23 protein-coding genes and 1 pseudogene are annotated in these 26,159 nt (G+C 60.1%); 10 read left to right on the forward strand and 14 right to left on the reverse strand.

The annotated features are described in order from the left end of the window. Positions 1-32 precede the first annotated feature (32 nt). Both AXE86_RS04590 and AXE86_RS04595 read left to right on the forward strand, forming a co-directional pair. Positions 33-443 (forward strand): hypothetical protein, encoded by a 411-nt coding sequence (locus tag AXE86_RS04590; RefSeq protein WP_232294925.1) that lies wholly within the window; start codon positions 33-35, stop codon positions 441-443. A gap of 37 nt (positions 444-480) precedes the next feature. Next, entirely contained in the window at positions 481-5,655 is a 5,175-nt protein-coding gene (locus AXE86_RS04595; RefSeq protein WP_061945160.1) for a DUF4132 domain-containing protein, read from the forward strand. Positions 5,656-5,718: 63 nt separating this feature from the next. On the opposite strand, the gene AXE86_RS04600 is transcribed toward AXE86_RS04595, so the two are convergent. From AXE86_RS04600 to AXE86_RS04625, 6 genes are all read right to left on the reverse strand, one after another. Beyond that, positions 5,719-6,081: a hypothetical protein gene (locus AXE86_RS04600; RefSeq protein WP_061945162.1), complete on the reverse strand. Its 363-nt coding sequence runs from the start codon at positions 6,079-6,081 to the stop codon at positions 5,719-5,721. A gap of 355 nt (positions 6,082-6,436) precedes the next feature. Beyond that, positions 6,437-6,844, reverse strand: coding sequence for a bacteriohemerythrin (locus tag AXE86_RS04605; protein WP_061945165.1), 408 nt, complete (start codon positions 6,842-6,844; stop codon positions 6,437-6,439). A 63-nt stretch (positions 6,845-6,907) separates the two neighbouring features. Beyond that, on the reverse strand, positions 6,908-7,330 hold the full coding sequence (locus AXE86_RS04610; protein ID WP_083501152.1) for a bacteriohemerythrin: 423 nt from the start codon (positions 7,328-7,330) through the stop codon (positions 6,908-6,910). 15 nt (positions 7,331-7,345) lie between these two features. Beyond that, positions 7,346-8,026: a hypothetical protein gene (locus AXE86_RS04615; RefSeq protein WP_061945167.1), complete on the reverse strand. Its 681-nt coding sequence runs from the start codon at positions 8,024-8,026 to the stop codon at positions 7,346-7,348. Positions 8,027-8,107: 81 nt separating this feature from the next. After that, entirely contained in the window at positions 8,108-9,436 is a 1,329-nt protein-coding gene (locus tag AXE86_RS04620; RefSeq protein ID WP_061945169.1) for an SGNH/GDSL hydrolase family protein, read from the reverse strand. Then, positions 9,437-10,225: a molybdopterin-binding protein gene (locus tag AXE86_RS04625; RefSeq protein WP_009753273.1), complete on the reverse strand. Its 789-nt coding sequence runs from the start codon at positions 10,223-10,225 to the stop codon at positions 9,437-9,439. A 170-nt stretch (positions 10,226-10,395) separates the two neighbouring features. Between AXE86_RS04625 and AXE86_RS13150 the strand changes: the two are divergent. The 8 genes and pseudogenes from AXE86_RS13150 to AXE86_RS04660 all read left to right on the forward strand — a co-directional run. Then, positions 10,396-10,518, forward strand: a pseudogene (locus AXE86_RS13150) (secretion protein HlyD); the annotation flags it as partial. A 40-nt stretch (positions 10,519-10,558) separates the two neighbouring features. After that, entirely contained in the window at positions 10,559-11,143 is a 585-nt protein-coding gene (locus AXE86_RS04630) for a BsuPI-related putative proteinase inhibitor (RefSeq protein WP_039981168.1), read from the forward strand. Positions 11,144-11,366: 223 nt separating this feature from the next. Further along, on the forward strand, positions 11,367-12,212 hold the full coding sequence (locus tag AXE86_RS04635) for a ChbG/HpnK family deacetylase (protein WP_009753276.1): 846 nt from the start codon (positions 11,367-11,369) through the stop codon (positions 12,210-12,212). Between the two features lie 9 nt (positions 12,213-12,221). Further along, positions 12,222-13,202, forward strand: coding sequence for a glycosyltransferase family 2 protein (locus AXE86_RS04640; RefSeq protein WP_061945171.1), 981 nt, complete (start codon positions 12,222-12,224; stop codon positions 13,200-13,202). Continuing rightward, positions 13,186-14,913, forward strand: coding sequence for a DUF3329 domain-containing protein (locus AXE86_RS04645; protein ID WP_083501153.1), 1,728 nt, complete (start codon positions 13,186-13,188; stop codon positions 14,911-14,913). The genes AXE86_RS04640 and AXE86_RS04645 overlap by 17 nt, the downstream gene beginning before the upstream one ends. 158 nt (positions 14,914-15,071) lie before the next feature. After that, positions 15,072-16,391 carry a hemolysin family protein gene (locus AXE86_RS04650; RefSeq protein WP_050342454.1) on the forward strand — a complete coding sequence of 440 codons (1,320 nt, stop codon included), beginning with the start codon at positions 15,072-15,074 and terminating at the stop codon, positions 16,389-16,391. A gap of 109 nt (positions 16,392-16,500) precedes the next feature. Next, positions 16,501-17,586: a 3-phosphoserine/phosphohydroxythreonine transaminase gene (serC, locus tag AXE86_RS04655; protein ID WP_061945173.1), complete on the forward strand. Its 1,086-nt coding sequence runs from the start codon at positions 16,501-16,503 to the stop codon at positions 17,584-17,586. Between the two features lie 73 nt (positions 17,587-17,659). Beyond that, a complete protein-coding gene (locus tag AXE86_RS04660; RefSeq protein ID WP_157064454.1) occupies positions 17,660-18,718 on the forward strand; it encodes a tyrosine-type recombinase/integrase in 1,059 nt (352 codons plus the stop codon). Between the two features lie 127 nt (positions 18,719-18,845). On the opposite strand, the gene AXE86_RS04665 is transcribed toward AXE86_RS04660, so the two are convergent. The 8 genes from AXE86_RS04665 to rfaE1 are packed head-to-tail and all read right to left on the reverse strand — an operon-like array spanning position 18,846 to position 26,150. Then, entirely contained in the window at positions 18,846-19,601 is a 756-nt protein-coding gene (locus AXE86_RS04665) for a glycosyltransferase family 32 protein (RefSeq protein ID WP_083501154.1), read from the reverse strand. After that, on the reverse strand, positions 19,598-20,515 hold the full coding sequence (locus AXE86_RS04670) for a VirK/YbjX family protein (RefSeq protein ID WP_009753283.1): 918 nt from the start codon (positions 20,513-20,515) through the stop codon (positions 19,598-19,600). Before AXE86_RS04670 ends, AXE86_RS04665 begins: the two co-directional genes overlap by 4 nt. Further along, positions 20,512-21,675, reverse strand: coding sequence for a glycosyltransferase (locus AXE86_RS04675; RefSeq protein WP_061945179.1), 1,164 nt, complete (start codon positions 21,673-21,675; stop codon positions 20,512-20,514). Before AXE86_RS04675 ends, AXE86_RS04670 begins: the two co-directional genes overlap by 4 nt. Continuing rightward, positions 21,656-22,429, reverse strand: a complete 774-nt coding sequence (locus AXE86_RS04680; RefSeq protein WP_061945181.1) for a glycosyltransferase family 2 protein — start codon at positions 22,427-22,429, stop codon at positions 21,656-21,658. Before AXE86_RS04680 ends, AXE86_RS04675 begins: the two co-directional genes overlap by 20 nt. A gap of 19 nt (positions 22,430-22,448) precedes the next feature. After that, on the reverse strand, positions 22,449-23,651 hold the full coding sequence (locus tag AXE86_RS04685; protein ID WP_061946943.1) for an O-antigen ligase family protein: 1,203 nt from the start codon (positions 23,649-23,651) through the stop codon (positions 22,449-22,451). A gap of 39 nt (positions 23,652-23,690) precedes the next feature. Next, on the reverse strand, positions 23,691-24,194 hold the full coding sequence (gene gmhB, locus AXE86_RS04690; protein ID WP_061945183.1) for a D-glycero-beta-D-manno-heptose 1,7-bisphosphate 7-phosphatase: 504 nt from the start codon (positions 24,192-24,194) through the stop codon (positions 23,691-23,693). Beyond that, entirely contained in the window at positions 24,184-25,155 is a 972-nt protein-coding gene (gene rfaD / locus AXE86_RS04695; protein WP_061945185.1) for an ADP-glyceromanno-heptose 6-epimerase, read from the reverse strand. Before rfaD ends, gmhB begins: the two co-directional genes overlap by 11 nt. Next, entirely contained in the window at positions 25,152-26,150 is a 999-nt protein-coding gene (gene rfaE1, locus AXE86_RS04700) for a D-glycero-beta-D-manno-heptose-7-phosphate kinase (protein WP_061945187.1), read from the reverse strand. The genes rfaD and rfaE1 overlap by 4 nt, the downstream gene beginning before the upstream one ends. Positions 26,151-26,159: the final 9 nt, after the last annotated feature.

The following is a 26,159-nucleotide window of genomic DNA, read 5'->3' on the forward strand; positions in this document are numbered from 1 at the left end:
TCGATACGAAAGGCAGGGTTATGCAGGTACAGGTGAATGTAAAGCACATCGGCAAGCACAGGGATGCCATCGAGACGCGCCCGTATGAGATTGGCGCGGTGCACGATATCGGCGAACTGATCGATGCGTTTGTGACGGCGGAGGTCACGCGGTTCAACGCGCGTGCAGAGACGGGCGAGACGGCGCTCCGCTATCTGACGAGCGCGAAGATCGCGGATGCGAGCACGGTCGGCAAGGTCGGCTTTGGCGTGGACTATCGCGGGCAGGTGCAGAGTGCGGCGGCGGCGATTGAGAATGCGCGGCAGTCGTTCGAGGACGGCATCTACCGCATTTTCGTGAATGGAGAGGAGCTCGGCGAGACGTGCGATACGCCCGTCACGCTGAAGGAGAACGATGAGATCACCTTTGTGCGCCTGACGATGCTCGCGGGACGTATGTGGTGAGGGAGGATGTTATGCGTATAGTAACTGGAGGAATACGATGATCAACTGGTATCTGGGCGATGAGGACATGGCCGCCCTTCTCGCGGAGCTAAAGGCGGCGATGCCCGCGCTGAATGAGCAGAGCCAAAAACTGCTGAATTTTCTCTTTTTCCGCACGGACAAAAAGGGCGAGCCCGACTATGACTGGGATGTCGTTGTAGCGAATTTCCGCCGCAACAAGAAGGACGTGGTCTGTACGGTGGACGATGATGTCCTGCCGCCCGCGCTCTACCCCGCCTTTGACCTCATGATGGGCGAGGCGCTGCGGAAGGATCTCGTCGCTATCGCACACAATCTCGCCGACTATCCCTACACAACCCGCTATACGCGCCGTCTCATCCGCTCGCGTGACTATCATCAGCACGTCGGGCGCATCTGGGCGCTGGTAGAGCGGCTGATTCGCCAGCGTTTCTCCGGACTGACCGTGCCGCAGATTCTGCGCGGCGCCTACGATGTGGAAAAGTACGGCAGCAGCTTCCTCGTGCCCGAGCAGATCGCCGTGTGGATTGACCGCGGCGATGAGGAAGTCCTCTCCATCATCCGCGAGATGCTGCTCAGCGAGAACAACACGAAGGTCCTCACCTACGATGTGTTCCGCGCCATCTTCAAGGCACGCAATACGGAGCTCGCAGAACTCGTCGGCAAGCTCCTCCTCGCGGGGAAACTGCAGGAGGGTCTGCGGCAGGCGATCTGCGAGACGATGGACTGCGGGCGGCAGGAGCATTTCGTCTACATCATGGGGCTGATCGAGGAGCAGAATCTCATCCGTTTCTCGTCCGTGCGCCGCGCCATCGCGACGACCATCGGCATCGGCACGGACAGCGAGCGCGTGGACAAGAAGCTCCTCGCGCTCATCATGCGCGTGCTGCGCGATCCCGCGGAGGGAGATGCCTTCGTCCACAGTGAGGACAATGTCGAGGCGATGGTCGGGCTGTGGAGCAAGGGGCTGCACGACGTCAAGGATCTCATCGCCGCCATGGAGGAGATCATTGGGGAGGGGCGTCCGCACTCCGTCCTCCTCGTCTCGTACTTCCTGCACGCCCTGCAGGACGGCGCGGCCGAGCGGAGCGTCGCCAAGCGCGTTCTCCTCGGCATCACGGATGCGGAACTCAGTGCGGCGGATATGCAGAAAATCGCCTGCTATCTGTCCTATGTGACGGGCGATTTCTACATCCTGCGGGAACTCGACGACTTTGTCAAAAAGTTCGACGCACAGGCATATTTCGCGGACGCAGAGGAGGCCACGCGTTTCTTCGACCTCTGTGAACGCGCCCACGCACGCATGAAGCGCAAGGAGGAGGAATACCGTCCGTGCATTTTCCCGTGGTACGGGGTGACGCTGACAAAGGAAGCGCTGTCCAATGCGATGGTGCTCGCCGCCCTCTGTGCCGGCACTGCGCTGACGGATCGCGTCGCGCCCATCCTCCCCGCCTGCTACACGGGACAGCGGGCTGCGCCGCTCCTGCTCAAGGCACCGCTGAGCGCCGTGCAGGAGCAGGCGCTCATCGACCTCCTGCGCCAAGCCCCCGAGACGGCGGCGCGGATCATCCGTGAGAACCCAACGGCGTCGGTGCCCGATACGGAGGTCACCGACACGCTCCGCACGGCACCTGAGACAGCAAAGGGTCTCATGGGCGGGGACTTCGTCACGCGCCACTGTGCCGACATCGCCGCCCTGCTGCGCCTCAAGACGGCGAATGTACGCCGCACGGTGCTCGATCTCCTCTACGGGCAGGCCGACGCACAGCTCCGCACGACGATGGCAGACCTCCTCACGCAGCGTGACGTGAACAAGCGGCTCGGCGCGCTCGACCTGCTCCTGCGCTGCAAGGCGGACGGGCGCATCCCGCAGGAGGAGCTGCTCGCCCTCGCACAGACGATCAAGAAGCCGACGTCGGACGAGCAGGTGCTGATCGACGAGCTCGCACGCACGGGCGCGGCGACAGAGGCGGAGGACGCGCTGTTCGACGCAAAATATGCGCCGGACTTCTCCATAGACATCCGCGGTGCGGAGGATGCCGCCGGCATGATGGGAGGCTATGATGCGGCGACGAACACCGTACACGTCATGAATACCGTCACGCTCGAGGATATTTTCCCGTGCACGGACGAGGAACTGCTCTCGATCGTCGAAAAACTCGACGCGCTCTACACGGAACACGAGGACTATGAGTACAAGAGCCGCTGGAACGGCAGGGAGGAGACGACGCTGGCCTCGGGCTTTTACGAGCGCGCGGATACCGAACACACGAAGAGGGCACCCAACAATATCAAAGACTACCCGCTCCCGGAGGTCTGGGAGGAGTTCTATCGAAAGGAGATCAAAGACTTCCTCGTGCTCTATCAGCTCGCCATCGCCGTTCTCATGGCAAAGGCGGAGGATGCCCTCTTTACGGAGGGGCTGACGCGCATCACGGGGCGGGACTGGACGGCGTTCCCCGCCGCCCTTGCCGCGCAGAAGCTGAGTTACTTCGGCAAGGGGTACGTCGGACGGCAGACGGGGAAAAACGTCATCCGCGTGCTCTATGAAACGCACGCCGAGGAGAACCGCCCGTTCGTCTTTGCCGCAGGGCTGCTGCTGATGCGCCGCGCCTATGAATGCTATGATGAAAAGCTCTACCTCGTGGAGCAAAAGGGGCGTTGGCGTTCGAGCACGTATCGGATCACGCACGACAATGCGCTGATGCAGACCGCCCTGCACGGGGCAAGGCTCTACGCGGACGATGCGGAGTTCGCACAGTCCTATGCCCTGCGCCTGCGGCTCGCGGAGCGGATCGAGGATGTCCTCCTGCGCACGGGCAGGGAGCCCGAGGGCGGTCTGACGGGCATCATCGAGCACGCGAAGGCACACCTCCTCGGCATGGAGAAGGCGGATGGGTTTTTCCGTATGATCCTCGGCATGCAGGCGGAGGATATGGATGAGGACGCACGCCGCAAGCAGAAAAAGGTCGAACAGAACCGCGTCCGCGTGCTCGAGCGCTATCGGAGCGGCGCGCTCCCCGACCGCAATGACCCCGAGTGCCGCGGCGCACAGACGGCGGATGTGCTCTCCTTTATCAACGAGGAGGGACAGCGCGTCGTCGACAGCATCGTCACGGCAGAGCTGCGGCGCGGCGATACACCCGCGCTCCACTCCGCCGCCGTGGACAGTATCCTACGCGTCGAGGGCATCCAGCTCTTCGTGCGCATCCTGCAGGCGCTCGGTGCGCTGAAGCTCGACCGCCGCAGCTGGTACGCGGGCTCGGACGAGGCAAAGGCATCGACGCTGAGCCACCTGCTGAAGGTCAGCCACCCGCACGCGGGCGAGACGGCCGCCGACCTGAAAGCGGCGCTGAAGGACGCGGGCATCGCCCAGCAGCGTCTCGTCGAGGCGGCGATGTACGCGCCGCAGTGGATCCCGCTCATCGAGGCATACCTCGGCTGGCGCAGTATGGCGAGCGGCTGCTACTACTTCCAAGCACACATGAGCGACATCCCGAAGGATCGCGAGAGCATGATCGCAAAGTACACGCCCATCCCCATCGAGGATCTGAAGGAGGGCGCGTTCGACATCGGTTGGTTCAAGGCGGCGTACAAGGAGCTCGGCAAGGCGCATTTTGAGAGTCTCTACGACGCGGCAAAGTACATCTCGAACGGCGCAAAGCACGCGCGCGCGCGCAAATTTGCCGATGCCGTACGCGGTGCGCTGAACCTCGCCGATGTGGAGAAGGAAATCACGGCGAAGCGCAACAAAGATCTCGTCATGTGCTGCGGCCTGATTCCGCTGAAACGCGCACGGGATAAGGATATGCTCGCACGCTATGTGTTCCTCCAAAATTTCCTCAAGGAAAGCAAGCAGTTCGGGGCGCAGCGCCGTGCGAGTGAGGAGAAGGCGGTGGAGATCGCCCTCTCGAACCTCGCGCGCGCCTGCGGATTTGACGATGTGACGCGCCTCGTGTGGACGGCGGAGACGGAGCTCATCAAGGCGCACGCCGATCATTTCAGTCCGAAGGAGGTCGAGGATGTCGCGCTCTCCCTCTCCGTCGCAGAGGACGGCGCGGTGTCGCTCGTCTGCACGAAGGGCGGGAAGCCGCTGAAGGCCGTCCCCGCGAAGCTGAAGAAGAACGCCTACGTGCTCGAGCTGAAGGACGCAGAGAAGAATCTAAAGGAGCAGTACCGCCGCGCAAAGAAGATGCTTGAGGAGATGATGGAGGACGGCACACCGCTCCTCGCCCGCGAGATCGCAAACGTCATGGAGCACAACCCCGTCATTGCGCCGCTGCTGAAACCGCTCGTGTTTCAGTCGGGCGCAGCTCTCGGCTTCTATGCGGACGGTGCGCTCGTCGCTGCGGACGGCACGCGCACGGAGCTCGCGGAGGACGCGGAGGTAAAGATCGCCCACGCGCTCGATCTCTATGAGAGCGGCACATGGGCGGACTACCAGAAATATCTTTTTGAAAAGGAGATCCGTCAGCCGTTCAAGCAGGTATTCCGCGAGCTCTACATCAAGACGGCGGACGAGCACGGCAAGGAGTCGAGCCACCGCTATGCGGGGCATCAGGTGCAGCCCGCAAAAACCGTCGCCCTGCTCAAGACGCGCCGCTGGGTCATCGACGGCAGTGAGGGGCTGCAGCGCATCTACTACAAGGCGAACATTATCGCACGCATCTACGCACTCGCCGACTGGTACTCGCCCGCCGACATCGAGGCGCCGACACTGGAGTGGGTGGAGTTCTTCGACCGTAAAACCTTCAAGCGGCTGCCGATCGACGACGTCCCTGATCTCATCTTCAGCGAGGTCATGCGTGACGTCGATCTTGTCGTCTCCGTCGCACACGTCGGCGGCGTCGATCCCGAGGCGAGCCACTCGACCGTCGAGATGCGCCGCGCCATCGTGCAGTTTAACCTGCCGCTGTTCAAACTGGACAACGTGCGGCTCGAGGGTGCGCACGCGCACATCCACGGCAAGCTTGGCGACTATACCGTCCACCTCGGCAGCGGCATCATCCAGCAGAAGGCGGGCGCGATGGTGAGCGTTCTGCCCGTCCACAGCCAGCATCGCGGGCGTCTCTTCCTCCCGTTCCTCGACGAGGATCCGAAGACGGCGGAGATCCTGTCGAAGATCATCCTCTTTGCCGAGGACGGCAAGATCAAGGATCCATTCATCCTCGACCAGATCCGCGTGAGGAGGTAAGGAAGAAGCACAGCACAAAAACAGCGGCAGGAACAATCATGTTCCTGCCGCTGTTTTTTGCTTTCAGTTCTGCTGTGCAAACGCAGCGCGGTACGTCTGTCTCGCCGCCGTGTTCGCCTGCTGTGCCTTTGTACTCAGTTCAACCACGTACGCGTCCCCGAACATCTCACGCGACGCCTCCTTGCGAATATCCTCTTCCAGCGAGTGAAGCGAGCGCGCCAAGGACTCGATGTCTACTGCGTACGCATCTTCCCCCATACGTGCCAGCAGGCGGATCTGCTCACGCTGAGCAAAGTGCTGCGAACGGATATCGCCGACGTTAATCCCATCCTGTGCAAGCGTTGGTGTCGCCGTCCGCATAATCAGCGGAACAGGGATCTGCCGTGCGGGATCGTCGAGTATGGATGCAAGTGATAATACAGCCATCACAATCGCCTCATTTCCTTATGAGTTGTTTGGACAGTTCCTTTGTCCTACATACATTATAAAATCTTTCCCGTTCCTTGCCTACAGACTTTTTTCCCAATTTGTCACTGTTTATGACACATTTCAATGAAAGTTTGATAAAAATTCTTTTATATGCTATTGAAATTCATTCTCTTATATGCTATACTTACCTCACAGTTTTGAGGAATGTCTGAGAGATTTCCTGTCAGCCCTTCCTCGGGAGCCGTTCTTCACCGTACGGCTTCTCCCATACTCTCCTACAAATACACAGCAAAAAGACCGCACAGCTGCTCACTGCGCGGTCTTTTTGTCTGTTTTTCTTTCTGTTTTGTGCTCACTGACCTCCATCTGCGTGGGGCAGATGGCAGTCACGCCCCTTGATGTGGTCAAAGAGCCAGCGTGCAAGAAAATCAAGGATGTTTAGGAGATACTCCTGTTGGTTCTCGTCTACCTTTGCGAGGTCGATCTCTCCGACCTTTTTCATAAAGCGCAGGTGCAGCGCGCGGTGACTGAAACGGTGCGGGTCGCCGACGCTCTCGGCATACGCCTCCTCGCTCGCAAAATGCGTGCCGGCATAGGCGGCAAGCTCATCGAGGATCTCGACAATCTTATCGTACTTATCCTCCGACGCATCCTCCATCACAAGCTCGTAGCACTCGTTCGTCAGGTCGAACAGCTTCGCGTGCTGCTCGTCCACCGATGCAATCCCCGTCAGATAGTCATCCGTAAACTCATACTTCATGGCGCATTTTCCCTCTCCCGTCCGGCATCCGAACGTTTTCCATTTTCTGTGCGAGAAATATGCCTACTTTGCAGCGTCCTCTTCCTTTGGGATACGGCAGTCCATCACCTTGATGTGTCCATAGAGCCAGCGCGCGAGGAAGTCGAGGATGCCGAGCAGATACTCCTGCTGGTTCTCATCCACACTGTCCAGATCGACCTCGCTCAGTTTCTGGATGAAGCGCAGATGCTGATATCGCTCGCTGAAGCGCCGCTCGTACTGCACACGCTCCATGTACTCCTCCTCATGGGCGAAATGCGTCGCCGCATAGTCGCGCAGCTCGTCGATGAGCTCCACGATGCGGTCGTAGTGGTCAGTGCCCGCATCATCCATCACGAGCTCATAGCACTCGTTCGCGAGATCAAAGAGCTTTGCGTGCTCTTTGTCGATCATGTCGATTCCAGTCAAATATTCTTTCGTCAGTTCGTACTTCTTCATCGTCTGCATTTCCTTCCTTTTTTATTAGTCCCAGCCCTGAAGAGCCCAGTATCGCTCCGCCGCATCGACGAGAGCGAAAAATCCGTTCTCATCCGCCGCCGTCCGTATGCGCACGAGTTTCCATCGCCCGTCCGCCATGCGTGCCAGCTCCAGCGTAAAGGCCGCCGCCGGCAGAAGCCGTCCGTAGGTGCTGTCGCTGCCATGCAGTACAGCATCCGCATAGGCGCGGTCGCCGTCCGTGCGCACCGCGCCCACGGTCACGGTATATGCAGCGGAAAAGGCACGCATCTCGTCGGACGCCCACCGCGCCGTGCCGTCTGTGCGCGAGATCGGTACACGCGAGGAGTCAAAGTAGTAGTCCAGCGCGGCACGCACAAAGGCAATGTCCGCCGCGCGCCGCTCCGCCATATACTGCTCCATAAAGGCGGCATCGTGGCGAAAGAACCAATCGCTCGGATGGCGCGTGTGCAGGGCGTCGATGTTCTCCGTGAGCAGTGCCGCCGCATCCTCAGAGAGCCCCGCAAGGACGGCATCCGTATCGACGTATTGATCGAAGGTCACGCGGTCCTCCGCCGCAACAGCATGGGCGATATGTGCAAGTGCTGCCTCGGGCGTATGTTTCTTCCAGTATCCGAAGCCCATATATGCACAGAACATGAGCAGCACGACCAGTACAGCGGCACTGCTGCGGCGCAGGTGTCGCATGACAGAGGCTCCTTTCATCATTTTTATATTGTATCTCACACGCCATAGGGAAGCAAGCGGCGCAGTGTGTGCGCCCTATCCCTACTCTCCCGTCTCTTTGTAAATCCGAAGGCGGCGTTCCGCCGCGCCCACCGCATCAGCGAAATTCCTGCGCAGGTAGGCGTCCACCGTCTGCCCGATGTGATTTTTCCCCATATAGTCGGGGTGCAGTCCATCCGTCGTGTACGCTGCCTCGAGCTCGCCATTCGCGTCCGCAAGCGTGGAGGAGACATCGATGCTGAACTCCTGCTGACGCACCCAGTCGTTGATGTAGTCACGGTGATCCATCCAGTCCGAGGGCGGCGTCATGATCGTCATGCGCTTCGTCATCCACACGGGGCGGATCGGCGTCACCGTCAGAAAGATCGGCGTGATGCCGTGCGCGAGGCATTTCTCCCCGAGGGCGGTGAGGTTGCGCACGGTCTGTGCACCGTAGACGCCGGAGCGGTAGTCGTTCACGCCGCCCATGATGATGAGGACGCGCGGCGCGAACGGCAGCACATCGCGGTCAAACCGCGCGAGCATATCCGCTGTCGTGTCGCCGCTGTGCCCGAGGTTTTTGACGGGCACGGTGCAGTACGTCTCCCAGTCATAGAGCGTGTAGGAGGGCGGCAGTGTGATCGCCCCGCCGCCATGCGTGATGCTGTCCCCGATCGCGGCGATCGGTGTATGCAAGATGACATCGAATGTGCCGCCCGCCGACCAGTCGGAGATCGGCGTCCCCGCCGTCGTCACGCCGCGAACGCGGTAGACATAGTGTCCCGGCACAGTGAACGCCGCATCGTCATAGACATCCTGCTCGCCCGCCTGCAGGGTATGCAGGAAAACATCACGCCCATCGGCCGCGCGGCGGTAGACCTCGACCTCATGATGGGTCTGCCCGCTGAGCGGGATCCACGAGTAGACGGGGTAGAGCGGCGCGTATGCCATCTTGTCATACTCCGCCGTGAGGACGGGCGCAGGCGGGTCGGCGAGCGCCTTGCGCACCGGCTGCGGCGCCGACGCCGCAGCAATCGGCGTGCCGTCGTAGCCAAGCGGCTGCACTGTCCAGTAGAGGTCGTCCTGCGGCAGAAGCCCTGTAAAGGGGATGTGTACGCCCGTCGTATAGACACGGCTGAGCTTCTGCTGCTCGACCATACGCCCCTCCGCCGTGCGCACGAGGATGCGCACCTCATAGCGTACCGCACCATTGTAGGGCTCCCAGCGCAGGAGCACGGAGGAGGGCAGTGCTGCCGCAGGCGGTGTACGTACGCCGCTCCGCTCCGCACCACGCTCCACAGATTTCCCTGCGGCGGATGCCTGTGTCATACTCACAATAAGAAAAACGGCAAGGAGTACCCCCAGCCCATGCCGAAAAAATCGCAGCTGCATTTAGTCCTCTTCCACCAATCTGATATGCTCTTCCCCAATCGCCGCTCTGACCTCTGCGAGCGTCGGCACGAGGAGCGCACGTGCCTCCTCCGTCGTCTTTGCCGCCGCCGTCACGCGGACGAGACAGCCATCCTCCTTCGCGTATGTCGCCACCGTCGGGTTTTCTCCATCGACGAGTGCGCCGAGGCGGTCGGCGACCTGCGCCTCGCCGACAGGAAACCCCTGCTCCGCCATGGAGTAGAGCTTGATGTTCATGGAGACGAACGCCTTGTCACTCTGCTTGCGCAGGAAGACGTCACACGCCGTTTCAAACATCGGCTTCATCTCCTTCGGCGGGCCGGGGAGCATGATGCAGACGCGCCCGTCCTTCTCGATGATGACGCCGGGCGCCGTGCCGTGGTCGTTCTGCAGGACCATCGCCCCCGAGGGAACGGTCGCCTGCTTGCGCATGCTCTCCGAGAGGGGGACGCCGCGCTTTGCCGCGCGCTCCTCCAGACGGCGCAGCGCCTCCTCGTCCTCGACGGGCGTGCAGCCGAAGTAGGAGATCAGCATCTCCTTCGTCAGGTCGTCCTTCGTCGGGCCAAGACCGCCCGTGGTGATGACGCAGTCTCCGCGCGTATACGCCACATCGAGTGCGGCGCGCAGGCGCTCGGGATTGTCCCCGACCACCGTCTGATAGTAGGCATCCAGCCCCATGTGCGCGAGTTTCTGCGCGATGTGCTGTGCGTTTGTGTTCACGATATTTCCCATGAGCAGCTCTGTGCCCACGCTGATGATTTCTACGACCATGTACTTGCTCCTTTGATGGTTTTCCCACTGATAATCAGTGCTTCTATTCATTCTACTACAAAAATCCCGCCTAGAAAAGGTAATTCGCCCTTTTTTGTCGAAATTACTAAGGAATCGCGTTTCTGCGTGAAGGAATCGCTGATAAAATGAGGTATGCCAGATTGGCGTAGATTTTTTGTCCGATTGAGGCAGCAAACCGGACGCATAGCAGAGGCTATGTGGAGGATTTGCTAACGAAAAGTGGGCGAAAAAGATGCGTCAAGATGGTCGTACCGAATTTATCAGTGCTTCCTGAATACGATGAAAATAATTGGATTGACGGAAGGAATACCCATGACCCCCACGAAACTATTCGCTGCCCTTCTCACGGCCGCCCTCCTCGCCCCTGCCCTCGCCCCCGCGGCGGAGGCGGGCATCGGCGGAGGCATCGGCATCAGCATACCGACCTCGCACACGCCCGCGGTGCACGCGGCATCGAACACCTACGCGGGGGTGCGCATCGGCGATCTCTCCGAAGAGCTGACCGTGAACGAAAAGAGCGGTCGTCTCCTGCTGAAGCTGACCGTGCGCAACGAGGGCACGGAGGCGTATACCGTCGCGCATCCGACGGGGCAGAACTATGACTTTGCCCTGCTCGATGCAAAGGGGCGCGAGATCTGGCGCTGGTCGGACGGCATGGCGTTCACGCAGGCACAGCAGACGTATACGCTCGCGCCGGGCGCGTCCGAGGAGCTGACCGCCGAGATCGACCGCAAGACGTATAAGGAGCTGCGGGACCGCGCCGTCCTCGTCGCGGCGGGGCTGAAGGACACGAACGTCCTCGTCTGCGCCGTCGTGCCCGACCCGCGCAGTGCCGGCACATCCCCGCGCATCCACGGCGACATCGTGATCGGTACGGGCGGCTGGGATCGCTGGTGATGTTTCCGCGCTTCACGGCAGCTCCCTTGCTTGCAGGCGGTCGTGTGCTCGTCCGCCTAAATACCTGCGGATTCCAAACGCGCTGCGCTTGAATGAATAAAATCCGCAGTGGGCGGGTCGCACACTATTCCCGCCTGCTCCGCTAGGGATTGCCGTGAAGCACCGTTGCACTAGGGTTTTATAGAACGATCAGCAAAATAGGGAAAGCACAAGGATAGCAGACTTGAAACAGATTATCATCAATGCGGACGACTTTGGGCGGCACGTGCTCATCAACCGCGCGGTCGAAACAGCCGTGCAGGAGGGCATGCTGCGCTCTGCAACGATCATGGCAGGCGGCGCGGCATTCGCAGATGCGGCGGAGCTGGCCGTGCGGACACCCGCGCTCGGGGTCGGCATCCACCTCACGCTCGTCGACGCTGCGCCCGTCCTGCCGCCCGCAGAGATCCCGACTCTCGTCACGGCAGAGGGCAGGTTCGTCCCCGACCACACAGCGCTGACCGTGCGCGTGCTGCGCGGCAGGGTCAGCATGGATGAGGTGCGTGCCGAGCTCGGCGCACAGCTGCGCCGCGTCACAGCGGCGGGCATCCGCCCGACGCACGCCGACAGCCATCAGCACATGCACGTCCTGCCCGGCGTCATTGACGTCGCGCTCGACCTCTGCGTGGCGGCGCATATCCCCGCCATGCGTGCGCCCTACGCGCCGCTCTTTGCGGGACAGTTCGGCGGCGTGGGACAGTTCATCGGGCGCGCGGGGCTCGCTGCCCTCGCGCATCGTGCGGCGGCAAAGGCGCGGCGGCGCGGCATCGCCGTCCCCGATCACTTCGCGGGCATCGTCGCGGGTGAGGCGGTCGATACCGCCGCCCTCACACAGATCGCCGCACAGCTCGCGGACGGCACGACGGAGGTCATGCTCCATCCCGGTACGGACAGCAATACGCTCATCCGTGACTGCCGCTGGCAGCATGACTTCGCGGCGGAGCTCGTCGCCGCCTGCGCCCCCGAGGTGCGCGCGGCGCTCGCGGCGAAGGGGGCGGATATCGTCAATTTTCAGGCACTGGCACAGTAAGGAGGGCACATGGACAAGATCACCATCATCGTGCCCTGCTACAACGAGGCGGAGGTCATCCCCCGTTTCTACGAAGCGGTGACGGCGGCAACTGCCGCCGTCGAGGACTGCGTCTTTTCCTATCTCTTCATCGACGACGGCAGCCGCGACGGGACGCTCGACGCGATTCGCACGCTCGCCGACGCGCACGACAATGTCCGCTATCTCAGCTTTACGCGCAATTTCGGCAAGGAGCCCGCGATGATGGCAGGGCTCGACTTTGCGGACGGCGACGCCGTGCTCATCATGGACGCGGATCTGCAGCATCCGCCCGCCCTCATCCCGACGATGGTCGCGGCGTGGCGCGCGGGCTATGACGATGTCTGCGGCAAGCGCACGGATCGGAAGGATGAGACCTTCCTCAAGCGCACGATGACGAATCTCTTCTACCGCTCCATGCAGGCGGTCAGCCGCTTTACCCTGCAGCGCGACGTGGGCGACTTTCGCCTGCTCGATCATCGCTGCGTCGCGGCGCTGCGCCTGCTGCGCGAGAATCAGAGGTTTACGAAGGGGCTCTTTACGTGGGTAGGCTTTAAGAAAAAGGAGCTCCCCTTTCAGGTGCAGCCGCGTGCGGCGGGCAAGACGACGTGGAGCTATCTCGCGCTGCTCTCGCTCGCCGTCGAGGGGATCACGTCCTTTACGACCGCGCCGCTGCGCCTGACGACGGTGCTCGGGCTCATCGTCTCCGCGCTCGCGCTCTGCTACATGGTCGTCGTGCTCGTCGATGCGCTCGTCTACGGCGACCCCGTGGCGGGCTATCCGACGCTCATGACTGTCCTGCTCTTTCTCGGCGGCGTGCAGCTGCTCTCGCTCGGCATCATCGGCGAGTACCTCGGGCGCGTCTTTACGGAGAGCAAGCAGCGGCCATGCTATCTGATCGATGAGCTGGACGGGGAGAAATTTGACAATGCAAAGCTGGCAGGGAGGAGATACATTGACACAGGCGAATGACGGAGGGCACCGATACGGCGCGACGGCGCTCACAGCCGCCGCCATTTTTGCCTTTATGCTCGCGCTCAATCACTGGATGCCCCTTCACCGCGACGACTACGACTATCTGATGGTCTGGAAGACGGGCGTGCCCATCGCATCGCTCTCCGATGTCCTCTCCTCCGCCATGCAGCACTATCTCCTGCACGGCGGGCGCATGGTCACGGTGTTCTGTCTCGACCTCTTCCTCTGGCTCGGCAAGCCGCTCTTTGACGCGGCGAACGCGCTCATGTTCCTCGCGCTCTCCGTGCTCGTCATGATGCACGCACGCCGCTCTGCCGCACTCACCCGGACGCCGGGGCTGCTTGCATTGGCGGCACTCCTCCTCTGGCTCTCTCTGCCGCATTTTGGCGAGGTCGCCGTGTGGAAAAGCGGCTCGACGGTCTATCTCTGGTCGGCGGTGCCCGCCTTTCTCTTTCTCCTGCCGTACAATCTCACGCTGAAAACGCTGGGGGATAGACAGCGGGCGCGTCATGCGTGGGCGATCCTGCCGATGTTCCTCCTCGGCATACTCGCGGGCTGGTCGATCGAGAACCTCGCCGTGACCGTGACCCTCCTCGCGCTTGGCTGCACGCTCTATGCGCGGCGGCACGGCGCGTTCGCACCGTGGATGCTCACGGGTGCCGTCGGCGCACTCGCGGGGCTCATCGGGCTCGTCGCTGCGCCCGGCAACTACGTCCGCTACGACGCACAGGGCGCGGACAAGGGCATCCTCATCCACCTTGGCAATCAGATCGCGGGACAGGGCGAGATGCTGCTCTACCTCCTGCCCGTTCTGCTGCTCATATACACGGCATATCGTCTCTGCCAGCGCCGTCTGTCTGGGCTGCCGGTAGAGCGAGATGGATCGCTCATCCTCTACGCCAGAAAAAAACATGTCGCGGCGTTTGACAAAGGCGGCATCACCGCGGCCTCTGCAGTGCTCTGGAGCCTGCTTCTGCTGCTCACCGTCTCCTATTTTACGGGCGGATGGGTCGCGGCCGCCATCCGCGACACAGTCATCGCGGGGGTACTCACGCCGCTCGGGCAGACCAGACCAAAGACCATTTTCCTCTTCACGAATGTCATGAACGGCTTCGAGGAGATGGCGATCTACTGGCTCGTGATTCTGCTCTGCTACCATCGCATGAAAGCGCTGCTGGGACTGACGAAGGCCTCCATCCGCGACGCTGCGCAGCAGGTCTCTTGGCGCGAGGTGCTGCGCGCCTCTCCCGCCGCGCGTTACGCCGCATGCCTCATCGGGCTCGGCCTCTGTAACAATCTCGTCATGATCGCCGCGCCGACCTTCCCGGGACGTGCCACATTCAGTTCCGCCGCCATGTGCGTCGCGGCACTGCTCGCCCTGCTGAATGATCCATCGGTGCGCAGCGAATTCTCCCCCCGGGCAGGCCGCCTGCTGCGCACGGCGGCGTTCCTCCTCCTCGCCTATACGGGCGCGGCGGCGCTCCTCCTCACACACGAGATGGGGATAGAGGACGCGGCACGGATCGCACAGATCGAGGCCGCCCGCGCACGCGGCGAGACCGTCGTTCACTTCCCGCGCATCGAGAACACGCGCCGCGCCCTGCGCCACGTCTACTACGAGGACTGGGACAACGGCGTCACGAAGGACGGTGCGATGGAATACTTCGGGCTGACGGATATAGAGGTTCCCCCGCATAGGCCCCAATGACATTTCCTTCATCTTGTGGTAGAATGAGGGGCACGCATCGTATGACGGCACCATACGCCAGTGCCAACGCTCCGCTGCGTTTTCCTGCGCAGCATGGTGTTCGCATCGACGGCAGTGTCAAGCAACGCATCAACATTTGAAAGGAGCTGCATCAACTCTTGGACAGTCCTTTATCCGACGCTCTCTGTCTTTTCCTGCTCGTCGTCGCCCTCATGGCAAACGCCTACTTTGCCCAGATCGAGACTGCGCTCACGGCCTCCCATCGCGGGCGTCTTGAGCGTCTCGCCGAAAGCGGCGAAGCGGGTGCGGCCGAGGCGCTTGCCCTCCTAGAGCACGCCGACCGCCCCATCGCCATGGCGCAGGCGGGCGTCACCTGCATGAGTCTCTTTACGGGGCTCGGCATCGGGCTCTTTGCCCTGCCGATTTTCAGCAGGGTGCTCACGCGGCTCCTCCCGGGCATGGAGGTCTACGCCGCCGCGCTCGTCCTCAGCATCCTCGTCATGACGACGCTCACCCTGCTCTTCGGCGACTTTCTGCCGAAGCAGATCGCCCTCCAGAACCCCGAGGCGATGCTTCTGCGCAAACACCGCACCATCGCCCTCCTCACGCAGCTCACCGCGCTGCCGAGTGCTGCGCTCATCTCCATCTCGCGCGGCATCCTGCTCATCTTCGGCATCAACCCGGAGAACCGCGTCTCCGCCACGGAGGACGCGGTCAAGGATCTCATGGAGCAGGGCACGGAGGACGGTACATTTGAAAAGACCGAGCAGGACATGGTCGACCGCATCTTCCACATGAGCGATCAGACCGCCTCGGCGCTCATGACGCCGCGCACCCAGATCGCCTGGGTCGACCTCGCGGAGCCCCGCGCCGAACAGCTGCGCATCGTCCGCGCAGAGGCGCACGACGTATTCCCCGTCGCCTATGAGAACCTCGACGACTTCCGCGGCGTGGTCTACGCCAAGGAGCTGCTCGACGCGGCACTCGACGGGACGGAGATCGACATCACGGACTACATCCGCAAGCCGCTCTTCGTCCCGCGCACCATGGAGGGGCTGCGCGTCCTCGAAAAATTCCGCAGCGGTGCCATCCACGAGGCCGTCGTCCTCGACGAGTACGGCGGCGTCGTCGGCTTCATCACCATGGACGACATCATGGGCGAGATCATCGGCAGCGCGGATGAGGATGCGCCCACGGGCACGCGCACCGGGGCGGAGAAGGCGCAGACATGGATCTTTGACGGACTGTTCCCCATCGACGAGTTCAAGGAGGAATTCGGCATCGACGAACTCCCCGACGAGGATCACGACCACTTTCACACCCTCGGCGGCTTCGTCACCGCCCAGATCGGCCGCATCCCTACCGTCGGCGAAACCTGCACATGGGAGGACTACACCTTCGAGGTGCTGCAGATGGATCGCGCGCGCGTCGCCCAGATCCGCATGACGCGGGCAAACGCTGTGGAAACCGGCGACTGATCGAATACTGCTTCCTTCGCCTCCCCCGTCGCAACGGGGGAGGCGGCACGCACCAGCGTGACGGAGGGGGCGCCCAATGGAAATGATAGGATATAGAGGGAGACACAAAATGAACGAACGCATCTATAACTTTAACCCCGGCCCCGCCGTCCTGCCCGAGGACGTCCTGAAAGAAGTCCAGAGCGAGATGCTCAACTTCCACGGCACAGGCATGTCCATCCTCGAGATCAGCCACCGTGCCCCCGCCTACGACGAAGTACACCAGCAGGCCAAGGCGGACATCAAAGAACTGATGGGGCTCGGCGACGACTACGACATCATCTTTACCGCCGGCGGCGCCAGCCAGACCTTTGCCCTCATCCCGCTGAACTTCGCCACCGAGTCTCACCCCGGCAGCTACGCCCTCTCCGGCTCCTTCTCCCAGAAGGCATACGAGGAGGCCGTCAAACTCGGCGTCGGCACCGTCGCCGCCTCCACCAAGGAGGAGAACTACGTCCGCGTCCCGCGTCAGGACGAGCTGAACATCGCGCCCGGCGCGGCCTACCTCCACATCTGCCTCAACAACACCATCTACGGCACGGAGTACCACTACACGCCGCAGACAAACGGCGTCCCCCTCTTTGCCGACATGTCGTCCGACATGCTCTCGCGCCCGTGGGACTTCTCCTCCTACGACTTCATCTATGCGGGCGTGCAGAAAAACCTCGGCCCCGCCGGCGTCGTACTGAACATCGCGAAAAAAGAGCTCCTCGCGAACACCCCCGCCGAGCTGCCGACCATGCTGCGCTACAGCACCTTCCAGAAGAACGACTCCCTCTACAACACCCCGCCCGTCTTTGCCATCTACATCGTCGGCAAAGTCGCCCGCTGGATCAAAGAGCGCGGCGGTCTCGCCGCCATGGGCGAGGCAAACGCAAAGAAGGCGGCGCTCCTCTACGATGCCATCGACAGCTCCGACGGATTCTACCGCGGGCATGCCGACAAGGGCAGCCGCTCGCGCATGAACGTCACCTTCCGCCTGCCGACCGAGGAACTCGAAACGGCATTCGTTGCCGAGGCAAAGGAACACAACCTCGGCGGCATCAAGGGACACCGCAGCGTCGGCGGCATGCGCGCCTCCATTTACAACGCCATGCCCCTTGCGGGCGTCGAGGCGCTCGCCGCGTTCATGGCAGAGTTCCGCAAGAAACACTGATGCTCGTGGTCTGTGGAAAGAGGTGACATTTTTGGCAGGAAATCGCGCATACCGCAGCGGCGGCACGCAGGAGATGGGCGTTCCCGCGCAGCGCGGGGAGAATGCGCCCGCAGGTGTGCGCCGCATGGATGCGCCGTCCATCAGCGTGCGGCAGGACGCCATTACACCGGAGTACTTTATCGCGCATTTCTACGAATACCTCCCGCGCTACATCGCGGGCGGCGCACCGACGGCGGACACGCGCGACACGTATGAGCTCGCCATCCGCCTCTTTCTCCACTGGTGCATGGAGCAGGGACTGCATCCGCTAAGCGACGTACACGACTACCAGATTCGCGTCTACATGGAGGAGATGCGGACGCGCGGCTACAGTGCCGCCACCCTCATGATCAAGGGCGCGGCGATCCGTGCCTTTTACAAGGTCGCCCAGCGGCTCTCCTTCATCGCCGAGAATCCCTGCGCCGACCTCCAGCTGCGCAACCCGCAGCACCTCGACGAGGACTATAAATACCTCACCGTCGATCAGATCAAGGAGATCTGCGAGGGGCTCGCCGCCGACAAGAACGAGCTGCGCCGTCTGCGCAACCTCCTCATCGTCTATCTCATGGGGGTCGAGGGTCTGCGCGTCGTCGAAGTCATGCGCCTCTCCGACGAGGACATCGACTGGCAGCGCGGGCGCATCGAGATCCGCGGCAAGGGACACGCGGGCATCATCTACCCCTGCGAGGAGACCTTCGGCATCCTGCGCGCATACATCGAGACGCGCGGCGCCGTCCCGCCCGAGAGCCGCCTCACGCCGACCATCATCTCCTGCGCGAACAACAACCCGAAGGGGCGCATCTCGCGCGTCGGCATCCGCTATGTCATCAACAAGGCACTCACCGAGGCGGGGCTCAAGCAGCCCGGCTATGCCTGCCACCTCTTCCGCCACAGCTGCGGCACGAACCTCTATCAGGAGACCAAGGATCTGCGCGTCGTACAGGAAACCCTGCGCCAGCGCAGCCCCAAGGTCACGGCGAAATACGCCCATGTCCACGACCGCATGGAGCGCCGTTATACACGCGGCATCACACCGGGGCTGAATGTGGAGAGCGTGCAGGGGACGCCGCCCGCGACAAGGGAAAAGGAATGATGCAGAGCAGGAAGGACAGCTCCTGAATCTGAGACAGGAGATACGGGACGAGCTCTTCCAATTTATATACGATAAACACCCAACGGATGTAAATGACTCCGTTGGGTGTTATGTTCTGTTTACCACATTAGTCGAACCAAGAACCGATAAAATGATGTATGCAACAACTCTGTTCTGATGCCTGTTTACCGGGACAGAAATATGCCGCAGGATAAATATGAACATCACCATCCAGAACCATCGGCTGTCCATCCAGCTTTACACGATAATAACGTCCAATAATCTTGGAAATAATTCGTGTATTTGGCATAAATGTTGCGTATCCGCTAAAGTGCTTTCCTTCATACCATCGTAAAAGCAGCTCGATCCAAGGGTGATGCGGGACTGCCCCCATTACACCCGACTGGATCCGTGCGCGGACATTGCCATAGGTCTCAAATCCGGTAAATGCGCGGTGCGATAAAAACGGGTCGAATGATTTCAGCATCTCGATGTCTGTATCGAGATAAATTCCGCCATGTTCATATAAGGCAGCGAGCCGTGCAACATCCGAAGTGAAGGCATATTTCTTCTTGTCGTACGCCTCCTGTGCAAAAGGATATTTTTCAATGGGGAAGTTATCCTCATTCCAGAGAACAAATTCATAATCCGGCAATACACGCTCCCATGTTGCCATACATTTTTTGATCAGCGAAGAGTACTCTCCGCACCCAAACCAGCAATAATGAATGACCTTAGGAATAGCAACGGGAGGACACTGTGACTGCCAATCCGTTAGCTTGATATTGCTGCAGTAACTGTACAGATCGATATAGAACTGTATCTTATCTCTGTAGTCTGTCAGGCAATATGCCATCTTATCTTTCAAGGTATCCAACATCATGTCTTCTCCCCCACATCTTTAAGCAACCGCCCCATCGACGTCTCTATTTCCTCATCCAATGCATCAAGAAATGCAAACCGTCGCCGATAGACCGCACGCTTGCGCGTCGGAACCTCCTCCATCGTCTTGCGTGGATAGACGAGCGGAAGCTCGTAGAAGCGGCGATCGTCCGTCTCCCATCCGCCAACCTCCTCCCAGAATGCGCCGAAATCCGTCTTCAGCTTGCGGTCAAGGCGGACGTGGTTGTTAGCGTAGTAGCCTGCATTCGAGACAGCAAGCATGCGTTTTATGCCGAGCGCACGTGCCACAGCCTGCGTCATATAGAGGATCAGATTCTTCGTGCGGAAACGATGGGCGCGCTTCGTCATCTCACGGACGAAGTCCTGCGCGTTCTCTGTGTTCGGTCCCTGCATCGCTCCGATCACAAACGTCGGCTGATCGTCTCTCTGCTCGATCCAGAAGATGATCTGATAGAGATGCTCCCCATCCACGTCCATCATCACGGAGAGCAGCCCCTCCTTGCGCTGTCCGGGTTCAAACTTCAGATACGCATGCCATGTCATATCCGTCTCTGGCGTGCGCCAAATCTCGTATGCCGTATCATAACCAAGCGATACAAATGCCGTAGGTTCTAACTTCTGCTCAAGATAAGCATAGTGCTCTTGGATGAGTTTCACCCGCATACGCACCGTCGAGCCTGCATAAAAAAAGGCGCGCGTTGCCTGTTCGAGGGGAAATGGATTGCGCGCATAGAGGGCTCTGCGCACCTCTGTCTCTTGGAAGAACTCATAGAGCTCACGCAGCTGCCGCCGATGCAGCAGCCCGCGTACCATAAAGACGAGAGCGCGATGGCGCTCTCGCAAGATATGAAAACGATAGGCGCGATGCGCAACATCATAGATCTCAGTGATCATATCGGCTCCCTGTCCTTATCTTCCCCTCCAGCAACAGCTGCGATGCGCGCGGCGAAACGTGATGGTGCATAGACTGCGGCGGCATCACTGAGTGCCTTATGCCATTGCGGCGCACGCACATCGTACTCATTAATAAAACGCTCCAGTGTTTTCCGAAGGGCGTCCATATCGCCGCTGGGAAACGTCTCCCCGATGGCGTATGCAGCAAACACCTCAGGATTCATATCGTCACTCGTAAGAACCGGCTTCTGAAAACCAATCGCCGTAAAGAGCATTGCCCCCCAATGATACCGATACCGCGGTGCAGAGTACGGCAAAAGCAGTGCATCCACCTGCATGATTGCACGCTGCCACTCGGCTCCGATCAGCCCACGATGCAGGAACGTAATGCCTTTTCCCTCATAGCAGGAGATAATGCGCTCAAACTCTGCCGCATCCTCCTCGTGCATGGTCGATCCCTGCACGAGCAATTTGACGGGACGCGTATAATTCCCCGCCAGATACACTTTCAGAAGATCCTCAAGGCGTTTTTCCCGGCGAAATTGACCAAAGAAGCCAATGGTTATCGCTTCATCTGACCGTATCGGGGCATATTGTCCATGCTCTACATCGCGCGGGACAAACGCCGGCGGCGGCATCAGGTGCACATTCGCTCTCCGTTCGCCAAAGAGCTCGTCTCCAAACGTCAGCACGACGGGGCGGATATTTGGATATTTCGCCAAAGCATCTGCCGCACTAAAAAATTTGGGAGCCTCGCTTGGGTTGATGCCGTGCTGAATAAAGATGACCGGAACAGGTGATCGACGCAGAACGCTTCGACGCAGTGCGCGAAGATAACGATAGGTGGAGGTAGGAACAATCAGCGCATCAAACGCCCCCCTCTGTGCCTCCTCATAGAGAGCGCGATACCAACCGAAGCGTCTGCGTTCCCGGCGGACAGAGCGGAGGAGTTTGCGAATCCCGCGTGCGTTTGTATAGGAGACCGATGCACCTGGCAGATAGTGAACGTCCGTATGGTAATCCATACCAAAATGAAACCCCTCCGGCACATAGAACACGACCTCATGTCCAAGTGCCCGCAGTTCTTCCGTAAGAATGCGGTCAAAGTCGACCTCATGTCCTCCCGGCGTCATGATATTTTCAAATATGGCGATCTTCATATACGTTCCTATCCCCGTTCATGGTCAAATCATGCAGTTTCACATACTTCGCCATCGTATAGAAACCGTGAAACATGGCGAGAATAAAGCCAATCCGCCCATCGAGGAAACCGCACTGCAGGATATAGTAGCGAAAAAAGGCAAACGGCGGATCAAGGAGAATTTTCAGGAAGGACGCGTGCCGCCCCTCTCTATGCTGCCGTTCTGCCATGAGCGTTGTATATTGATTGAACTTCTGAAAATACTGTTCCCAGCTTTCGTATGTATGGTGCAGGAGGCTCCCTCCCATACGGCGTACGGGGAGTTCAGACTCCGCACGCTCGTGCACCAGCCCTGTCCAGTGCACTGCATCGCGCGGAAAAAATCGCCGAGGGTAGTCCGGTCGATGCCCGCCGCAACACATACGCTGTCCAAAGACGACGTTGATGCGTTTGATCTCGTACACAGCACGTACATCTGCCGCCATAATACGGCGCAGCTCCGCCTCTGTCCCCTCGTTCACGCGCTCATCCGCATCCACATAGAGTACCCAGTCCGCATCCGTCTGCATCAGGGCAAAGTTCCGCTGACCCGCGAAATCTCCCGCGAGAGAGTGCGTGACAACACGTGCGCCGAGGCTCTGTGCCAGTTCCGCCGTACGATCCGTGCTCATATCGTCGATCACAAGAATCTCATCAGCAAACGATGCACTCTGAATGCACGCCTCGATGTGATGTTCCTCGTTATGTGTAAGAATGATAACGGCAAGTCTCACCCGTCTCCCCTCCCCTATATTATGCCGGCGCATAGTGATCCAGACGCAGCCATTGCAGACAGAGCCCCATTAGTACCCAATACAGCTTCATCACTGCTGCATTCCCCATATTGTATTCCGTCAGTCCCTGCAGAATGAGTCCCAGAAGAATGGCAGGTATAAGCAGTGCCGCAATATGACGGGTTGCCATCCATGTGCGGAATCCATAGGATAGGAACGTATACCAGAAGAACAGCAGAGCGAGAAGACCAACTCCTCCACACTCTGCAAGCATATGCATTACATTGCTGTGGGCATGTGCCAGCCAAGGTTCCTTTGCCTCGGGGGAAACGTATTCCCTATGATATGATGTCTGAAACTCGGCAAACCCAACGCCAAACAACGGATGATCTACGAACATGTGATAGGCACTTGTCCAAAGAAGAAACCGCTCTGAGTTACTTTGATTATGTGTATCGCCGATGGAGACAAACCGTGACGAGAGTGACGGCGACATCATAAAGATTCCTGCAAACACGCTCAACGCAACGAGTGCACCGATAACAAACTGCTTCTTTTGACGGACGAAAACGACAGTGCAAAGACACATGGCAACGGGAACGGCAAGCCATGCTCCGCGCGTACCATTGTACAGCAAAGCCCCGCAGCCAAGGAGGAATGAGCCTGCTGCAAGGGTGCGCCAGCGTACATCAAGATGATCACCGAGCGAAAGAAGGAGCAGGGCAGGGAGCAGCATGGAGAGGATTCCTCCCACTGTCATATAGGAAGAAAATCCGACGGCCCGATAATCACCCTGCACGACACCTTGAAAGACAACAGCCACATCGTTGATGAAGAGTGAAATGCCGATACAGGCCGCAATCCAAATCAGCTGTTTTCGCTGTCGAATCATCAGTAGGACAGCAAATAGTCCGACCGCACGCGTTCCATACTGATGACTGAATACGCGCAAACTATGCAGGATATCGCTGGAAAAAAAAGAAGACAAAACGACTGCGCCCATCAGCAGCAAAAGTGCCAGACAAAGCTGCCCATCGGGCAGCGCATCTTGCCAGTCATCATGCTTCACCCACAAGCGGAAGAGAAGCAGCGCCGTGAGCAGGCTGAGAAAAATACTGGTAACCGTAGTCGAAACACTACTAAAAAGTCCAAACCCGCAGAGCAGATAGAATGCCCACGTATGGAGCCGTATAACAGGAGTTCCCTTGAGTTTCTGCAGCATGTTACAGACCATCTTCGCTTTCTCTGTATGTTACCATCGCTACGATGCCAGCGCCTCCCGCACGCAGTCCGCGAGGCTCCCGCACGCATAGCGCACGCCGCGCACCCCCGCCTGCTTTGCTGCCGTGACGTCGCTCGCCGCATCGCCGACCATCAGCGATGCAGCGGGGTCAATCTCGTGTTCTGCCATCGCGCGCAGGAGCATCCCGGGCGCGGGCTTGCGGCAGTCACACACCCGTGTATACGCCGGCACACGCCCCGCAGGATGATGCGGACAGTAGTAGAATGCATCAATGTGCGCGCCCTGCCGTGCGAGCTCCGCATTCATCCAGTCGTGCAGACGATGCACCGCCGCCTCGTCGTAGTAGCCGCGCGCGATGCCGCTCTGATTCGTGATGACGATGACGAGATAGCCGTGCTCGTTCGCCCAGCGAATCGCCTCGATGGCGCCCTCCACCCACACGAAGTCCGCAGGATCGTGGAGGTAGTGCACGTCAACGTTAAGCGTGCCGTCACGGTCGAAGAAGAGCGCCTTATTCGGCATAGGAGAAGTAGCCGCCCGCATTCAGGAAGTCGCAGTACTCCTTCACCGCCTGCTCCATCGGCGTGAAACCGCCCGTGTAGCCCGCAGCGATCAGTGCAGCCGTATCCGCCTGCGTGTAGTTCTGATACTTGCCGCGCAGCACCTCGGGGAAGTCGCGATAGACGATCTGCCCCCTGCCGAGCGCGGCGATCACGGCACGCGCCGCTTCGTTGTACGTATGCGCCGTCCCTGTGCCGCAGTTGTAGACGCCGCTCTCCCCGCCATTTTCAAAGAAATGCAGGTTGACACGCACGACGTCACCGACGTAGACGAAGTCGCGCCGCTGCTCGCCGTCTGCGATGCCGTCTGTCCCGCGGAAGAGCCGCGCCTCCCCCATATCGAGAATCTGATGATAGAGCTGATAGAAGATCGACGCCATCTTGCCCTTGTGATGCTCCTGGGGACCATAGACGTTGAAGTAGCGCAGTCCGACGACGGGGCTGCGCGCCTCGGGGATAACCTGCCGCACATAGCGGTCGAACGCGAGCTTTGAGAACGCATAGGGATTGAGTGCGTCCTCACACGCATCCCCCTCGGTAAAGCCATGTGCTCCGCCGCCATACGTCGAGGCGGAGGAGGCATAGAAGAACGGGATGCGCGCGCCCATCGCAAAGTGCAGGAGTGCCTTGGAGTATGCGTAGTTGACCTTCATCATATAGTTGACGTCATACTCCATCGTATCCGAGCATGCGCCCTCGTGGAAGATCGCGTCGATGTCCGTCCCGTCGAAGTCCCCCTCCTCGACGAGGTGGAGAAAGTCGTCCTTGTGCTGATAGTCGATGAAATGGAGACCGCGCAGATTCTTGTAGTTCTCGCCGTCCTCCAGATCGTCGACGATGAGGATGTCGCGATAGCCGCGCGCATTCAGCGCATGGACGATATTGCTGCCGATAAAGCCGGCACCGCCGGTAACGATAATCATAGATCTTCCCCTTCCTGCCGATCGAGCACGCGGAGCAGTTCCTCACGGCTCACGGCATACGTACCGAGTTTCGAGACAACGACGCTCGCTGCGAGATTGGCGAGTGCCGCGCCGTCCTCGGGCTTCAGCCCGCCTGCGAGGGCGAGCCCGAAGACGGCGATCACCGTGTCGCCCGCCCCCGAGACATCGAACACCTCCTGTGCGCGCGTCGGGATGTGGACGGCCGTCTGCCCGTGGATGAGCGAGATGCCCTTTGCCGAGCGCGTCAGGATGACGTTCTTCACGCCGAACTTGCGTATGGCATAGTGTGCCGCCCGCTCCGCCGCGCCGTTCTCGTTGACGATCGGTTCTAAGAGGATCTCGTTGATCTCCTTCAGGTTCGGCGTCACATAGTCCGCCCCCTTGTACTTCGCCCACTGCGGTCCCTTCGGATCGACGATGACAGGGACGCCGTGATCGTGTGCCGCATGGATGATGTGCTGGCAGGCGTGCTCCGTGCACGCGCCCTTGCCATAGTCCGAGATGATGACGCAGTCCATGCTCTCGTTCAGCTTCTGATCGATGTAGGCGAGGTACTGCTCCGCATCCGCGCCGTCGATGGGCTTTACGTCCTCAAAGTCCAGCCGCAGCATCTGCTGATGCCCGCCGATGATGCGGATCTTCGTCGTCGTCGGACGCTCCGTATGGACGAGTCCTGCATAGTCAATGCCGCGCGATTTGAATTTATCCAGCAGGCTGTCGCAGTGCGGATCCCTGCCGACATAGCCCGCGATGCTGACGTTCGTCCCAAGGAGCGCCAGGTTGTGCGCGACGTTTGCCGCCCCGCCGAGCGTCTCGCGCGTCCCCGTCACGTGGGTGATCGGCACCGGCGCCTCGGGGGAGATGCGCGTCACCTCTCCCGTATAATACTTGTCGAGCATGACATCGCCGACGACGAGGATGTTGCTGCGCGCGCTCTTTTCGGCAACGACGCTGCGGATTTTTTCCATATCCATGAAAATGCT

Origin of the sequence: Selenomonas sp. oral taxon 136, assembly GCF_001554015.1 — a bacterium.
GTDB classification, from domain to species: Bacteria; Bacillota; Negativicutes; order Selenomonadales; family Selenomonadaceae; genus Centipeda; species Centipeda felix.

Bases quoted from the DNA above. Each gene is read 5' to 3' on its own strand.
- AXE86_RS04595 (WP_061945160.1), top strand. From the start codon at position 481: ATGATCAACTGGTATCTGGGCGATGAGGACATGGCCGCCCTTCTCGCG.
- AXE86_RS04600 (WP_061945162.1), bottom strand. From the start codon at position 6,081: ATGGCTGTATTATCACTTGCATCCATACTCGACGATCCCGCACGGCAG.
- AXE86_RS04605 (WP_061945165.1), bottom strand. From the start codon at position 6,844: ATGAAGTATGAGTTTACGGATGACTATCTGACGGGGATTGCATCGGTG.
- AXE86_RS04610 (WP_083501152.1), bottom strand. From the start codon at position 7,330: ATGCAGACGATGAAGAAGTACGAACTGACGAAAGAATATTTGACTGGA.
- AXE86_RS04615 (WP_061945167.1), bottom strand. From the start codon at position 8,026: ATGCGACACCTGCGCCGCAGCAGTGCCGCTGTACTGGTCGTGCTGCTC.
- AXE86_RS04620 (WP_061945169.1), bottom strand. From the start codon at position 9,436: ATGCAGCTGCGATTTTTTCGGCATGGGCTGGGGGTACTCCTTGCCGTT.
- AXE86_RS04625 (WP_009753273.1), bottom strand. From the start codon at position 10,225: ATGGTCGTAGAAATCATCAGCGTGGGCACAGAGCTGCTCATGGGAAAT.
- AXE86_RS04630 (WP_039981168.1), top strand. From the start codon at position 10,559: ATGACCCCCACGAAACTATTCGCTGCCCTTCTCACGGCCGCCCTCCTC.
- AXE86_RS04640 (WP_061945171.1), top strand. From the start codon at position 12,222: ATGGACAAGATCACCATCATCGTGCCCTGCTACAACGAGGCGGAGGTC.
- serC (WP_061945173.1), top strand. From the start codon at position 16,501: ATGAACGAACGCATCTATAACTTTAACCCCGGCCCCGCCGTCCTGCCC.
- AXE86_RS04660 (WP_157064454.1), top strand. From the start codon at position 17,660: ATGGGCGTTCCCGCGCAGCGCGGGGAGAATGCGCCCGCAGGTGTGCGC.
- AXE86_RS04665 (WP_083501154.1), bottom strand. From the start codon at position 19,601: ATGATGTTGGATACCTTGAAAGATAAGATGGCATATTGCCTGACAGAC.
- AXE86_RS04670 (WP_009753283.1), bottom strand. From the start codon at position 20,515: ATGATCACTGAGATCTATGATGTTGCGCATCGCGCCTATCGTTTTCAT.
- AXE86_RS04675 (WP_061945179.1), bottom strand. From the start codon at position 21,675: ATGAAGATCGCCATATTTGAAAATATCATGACGCCGGGAGGACATGAG.
- AXE86_RS04685 (WP_061946943.1), bottom strand. From the start codon at position 23,651: ATGCTGCAGAAACTCAAGGGAACTCCTGTTATACGGCTCCATACGTGG.
- gmhB (WP_061945183.1), bottom strand. From the start codon at position 24,194: ATGCCGAATAAGGCGCTCTTCTTCGACCGTGACGGCACGCTTAACGTT.
- rfaD (WP_061945185.1), bottom strand. From the start codon at position 25,155: ATGATTATCGTTACCGGCGGTGCCGGCTTTATCGGCAGCAATATCGTC.
- rfaE1 (WP_061945187.1), bottom strand. From the start codon at position 26,150: ATGGATATGGAAAAAATCCGCAGCGTCGTTGCCGAAAAGAGCGCGCGC.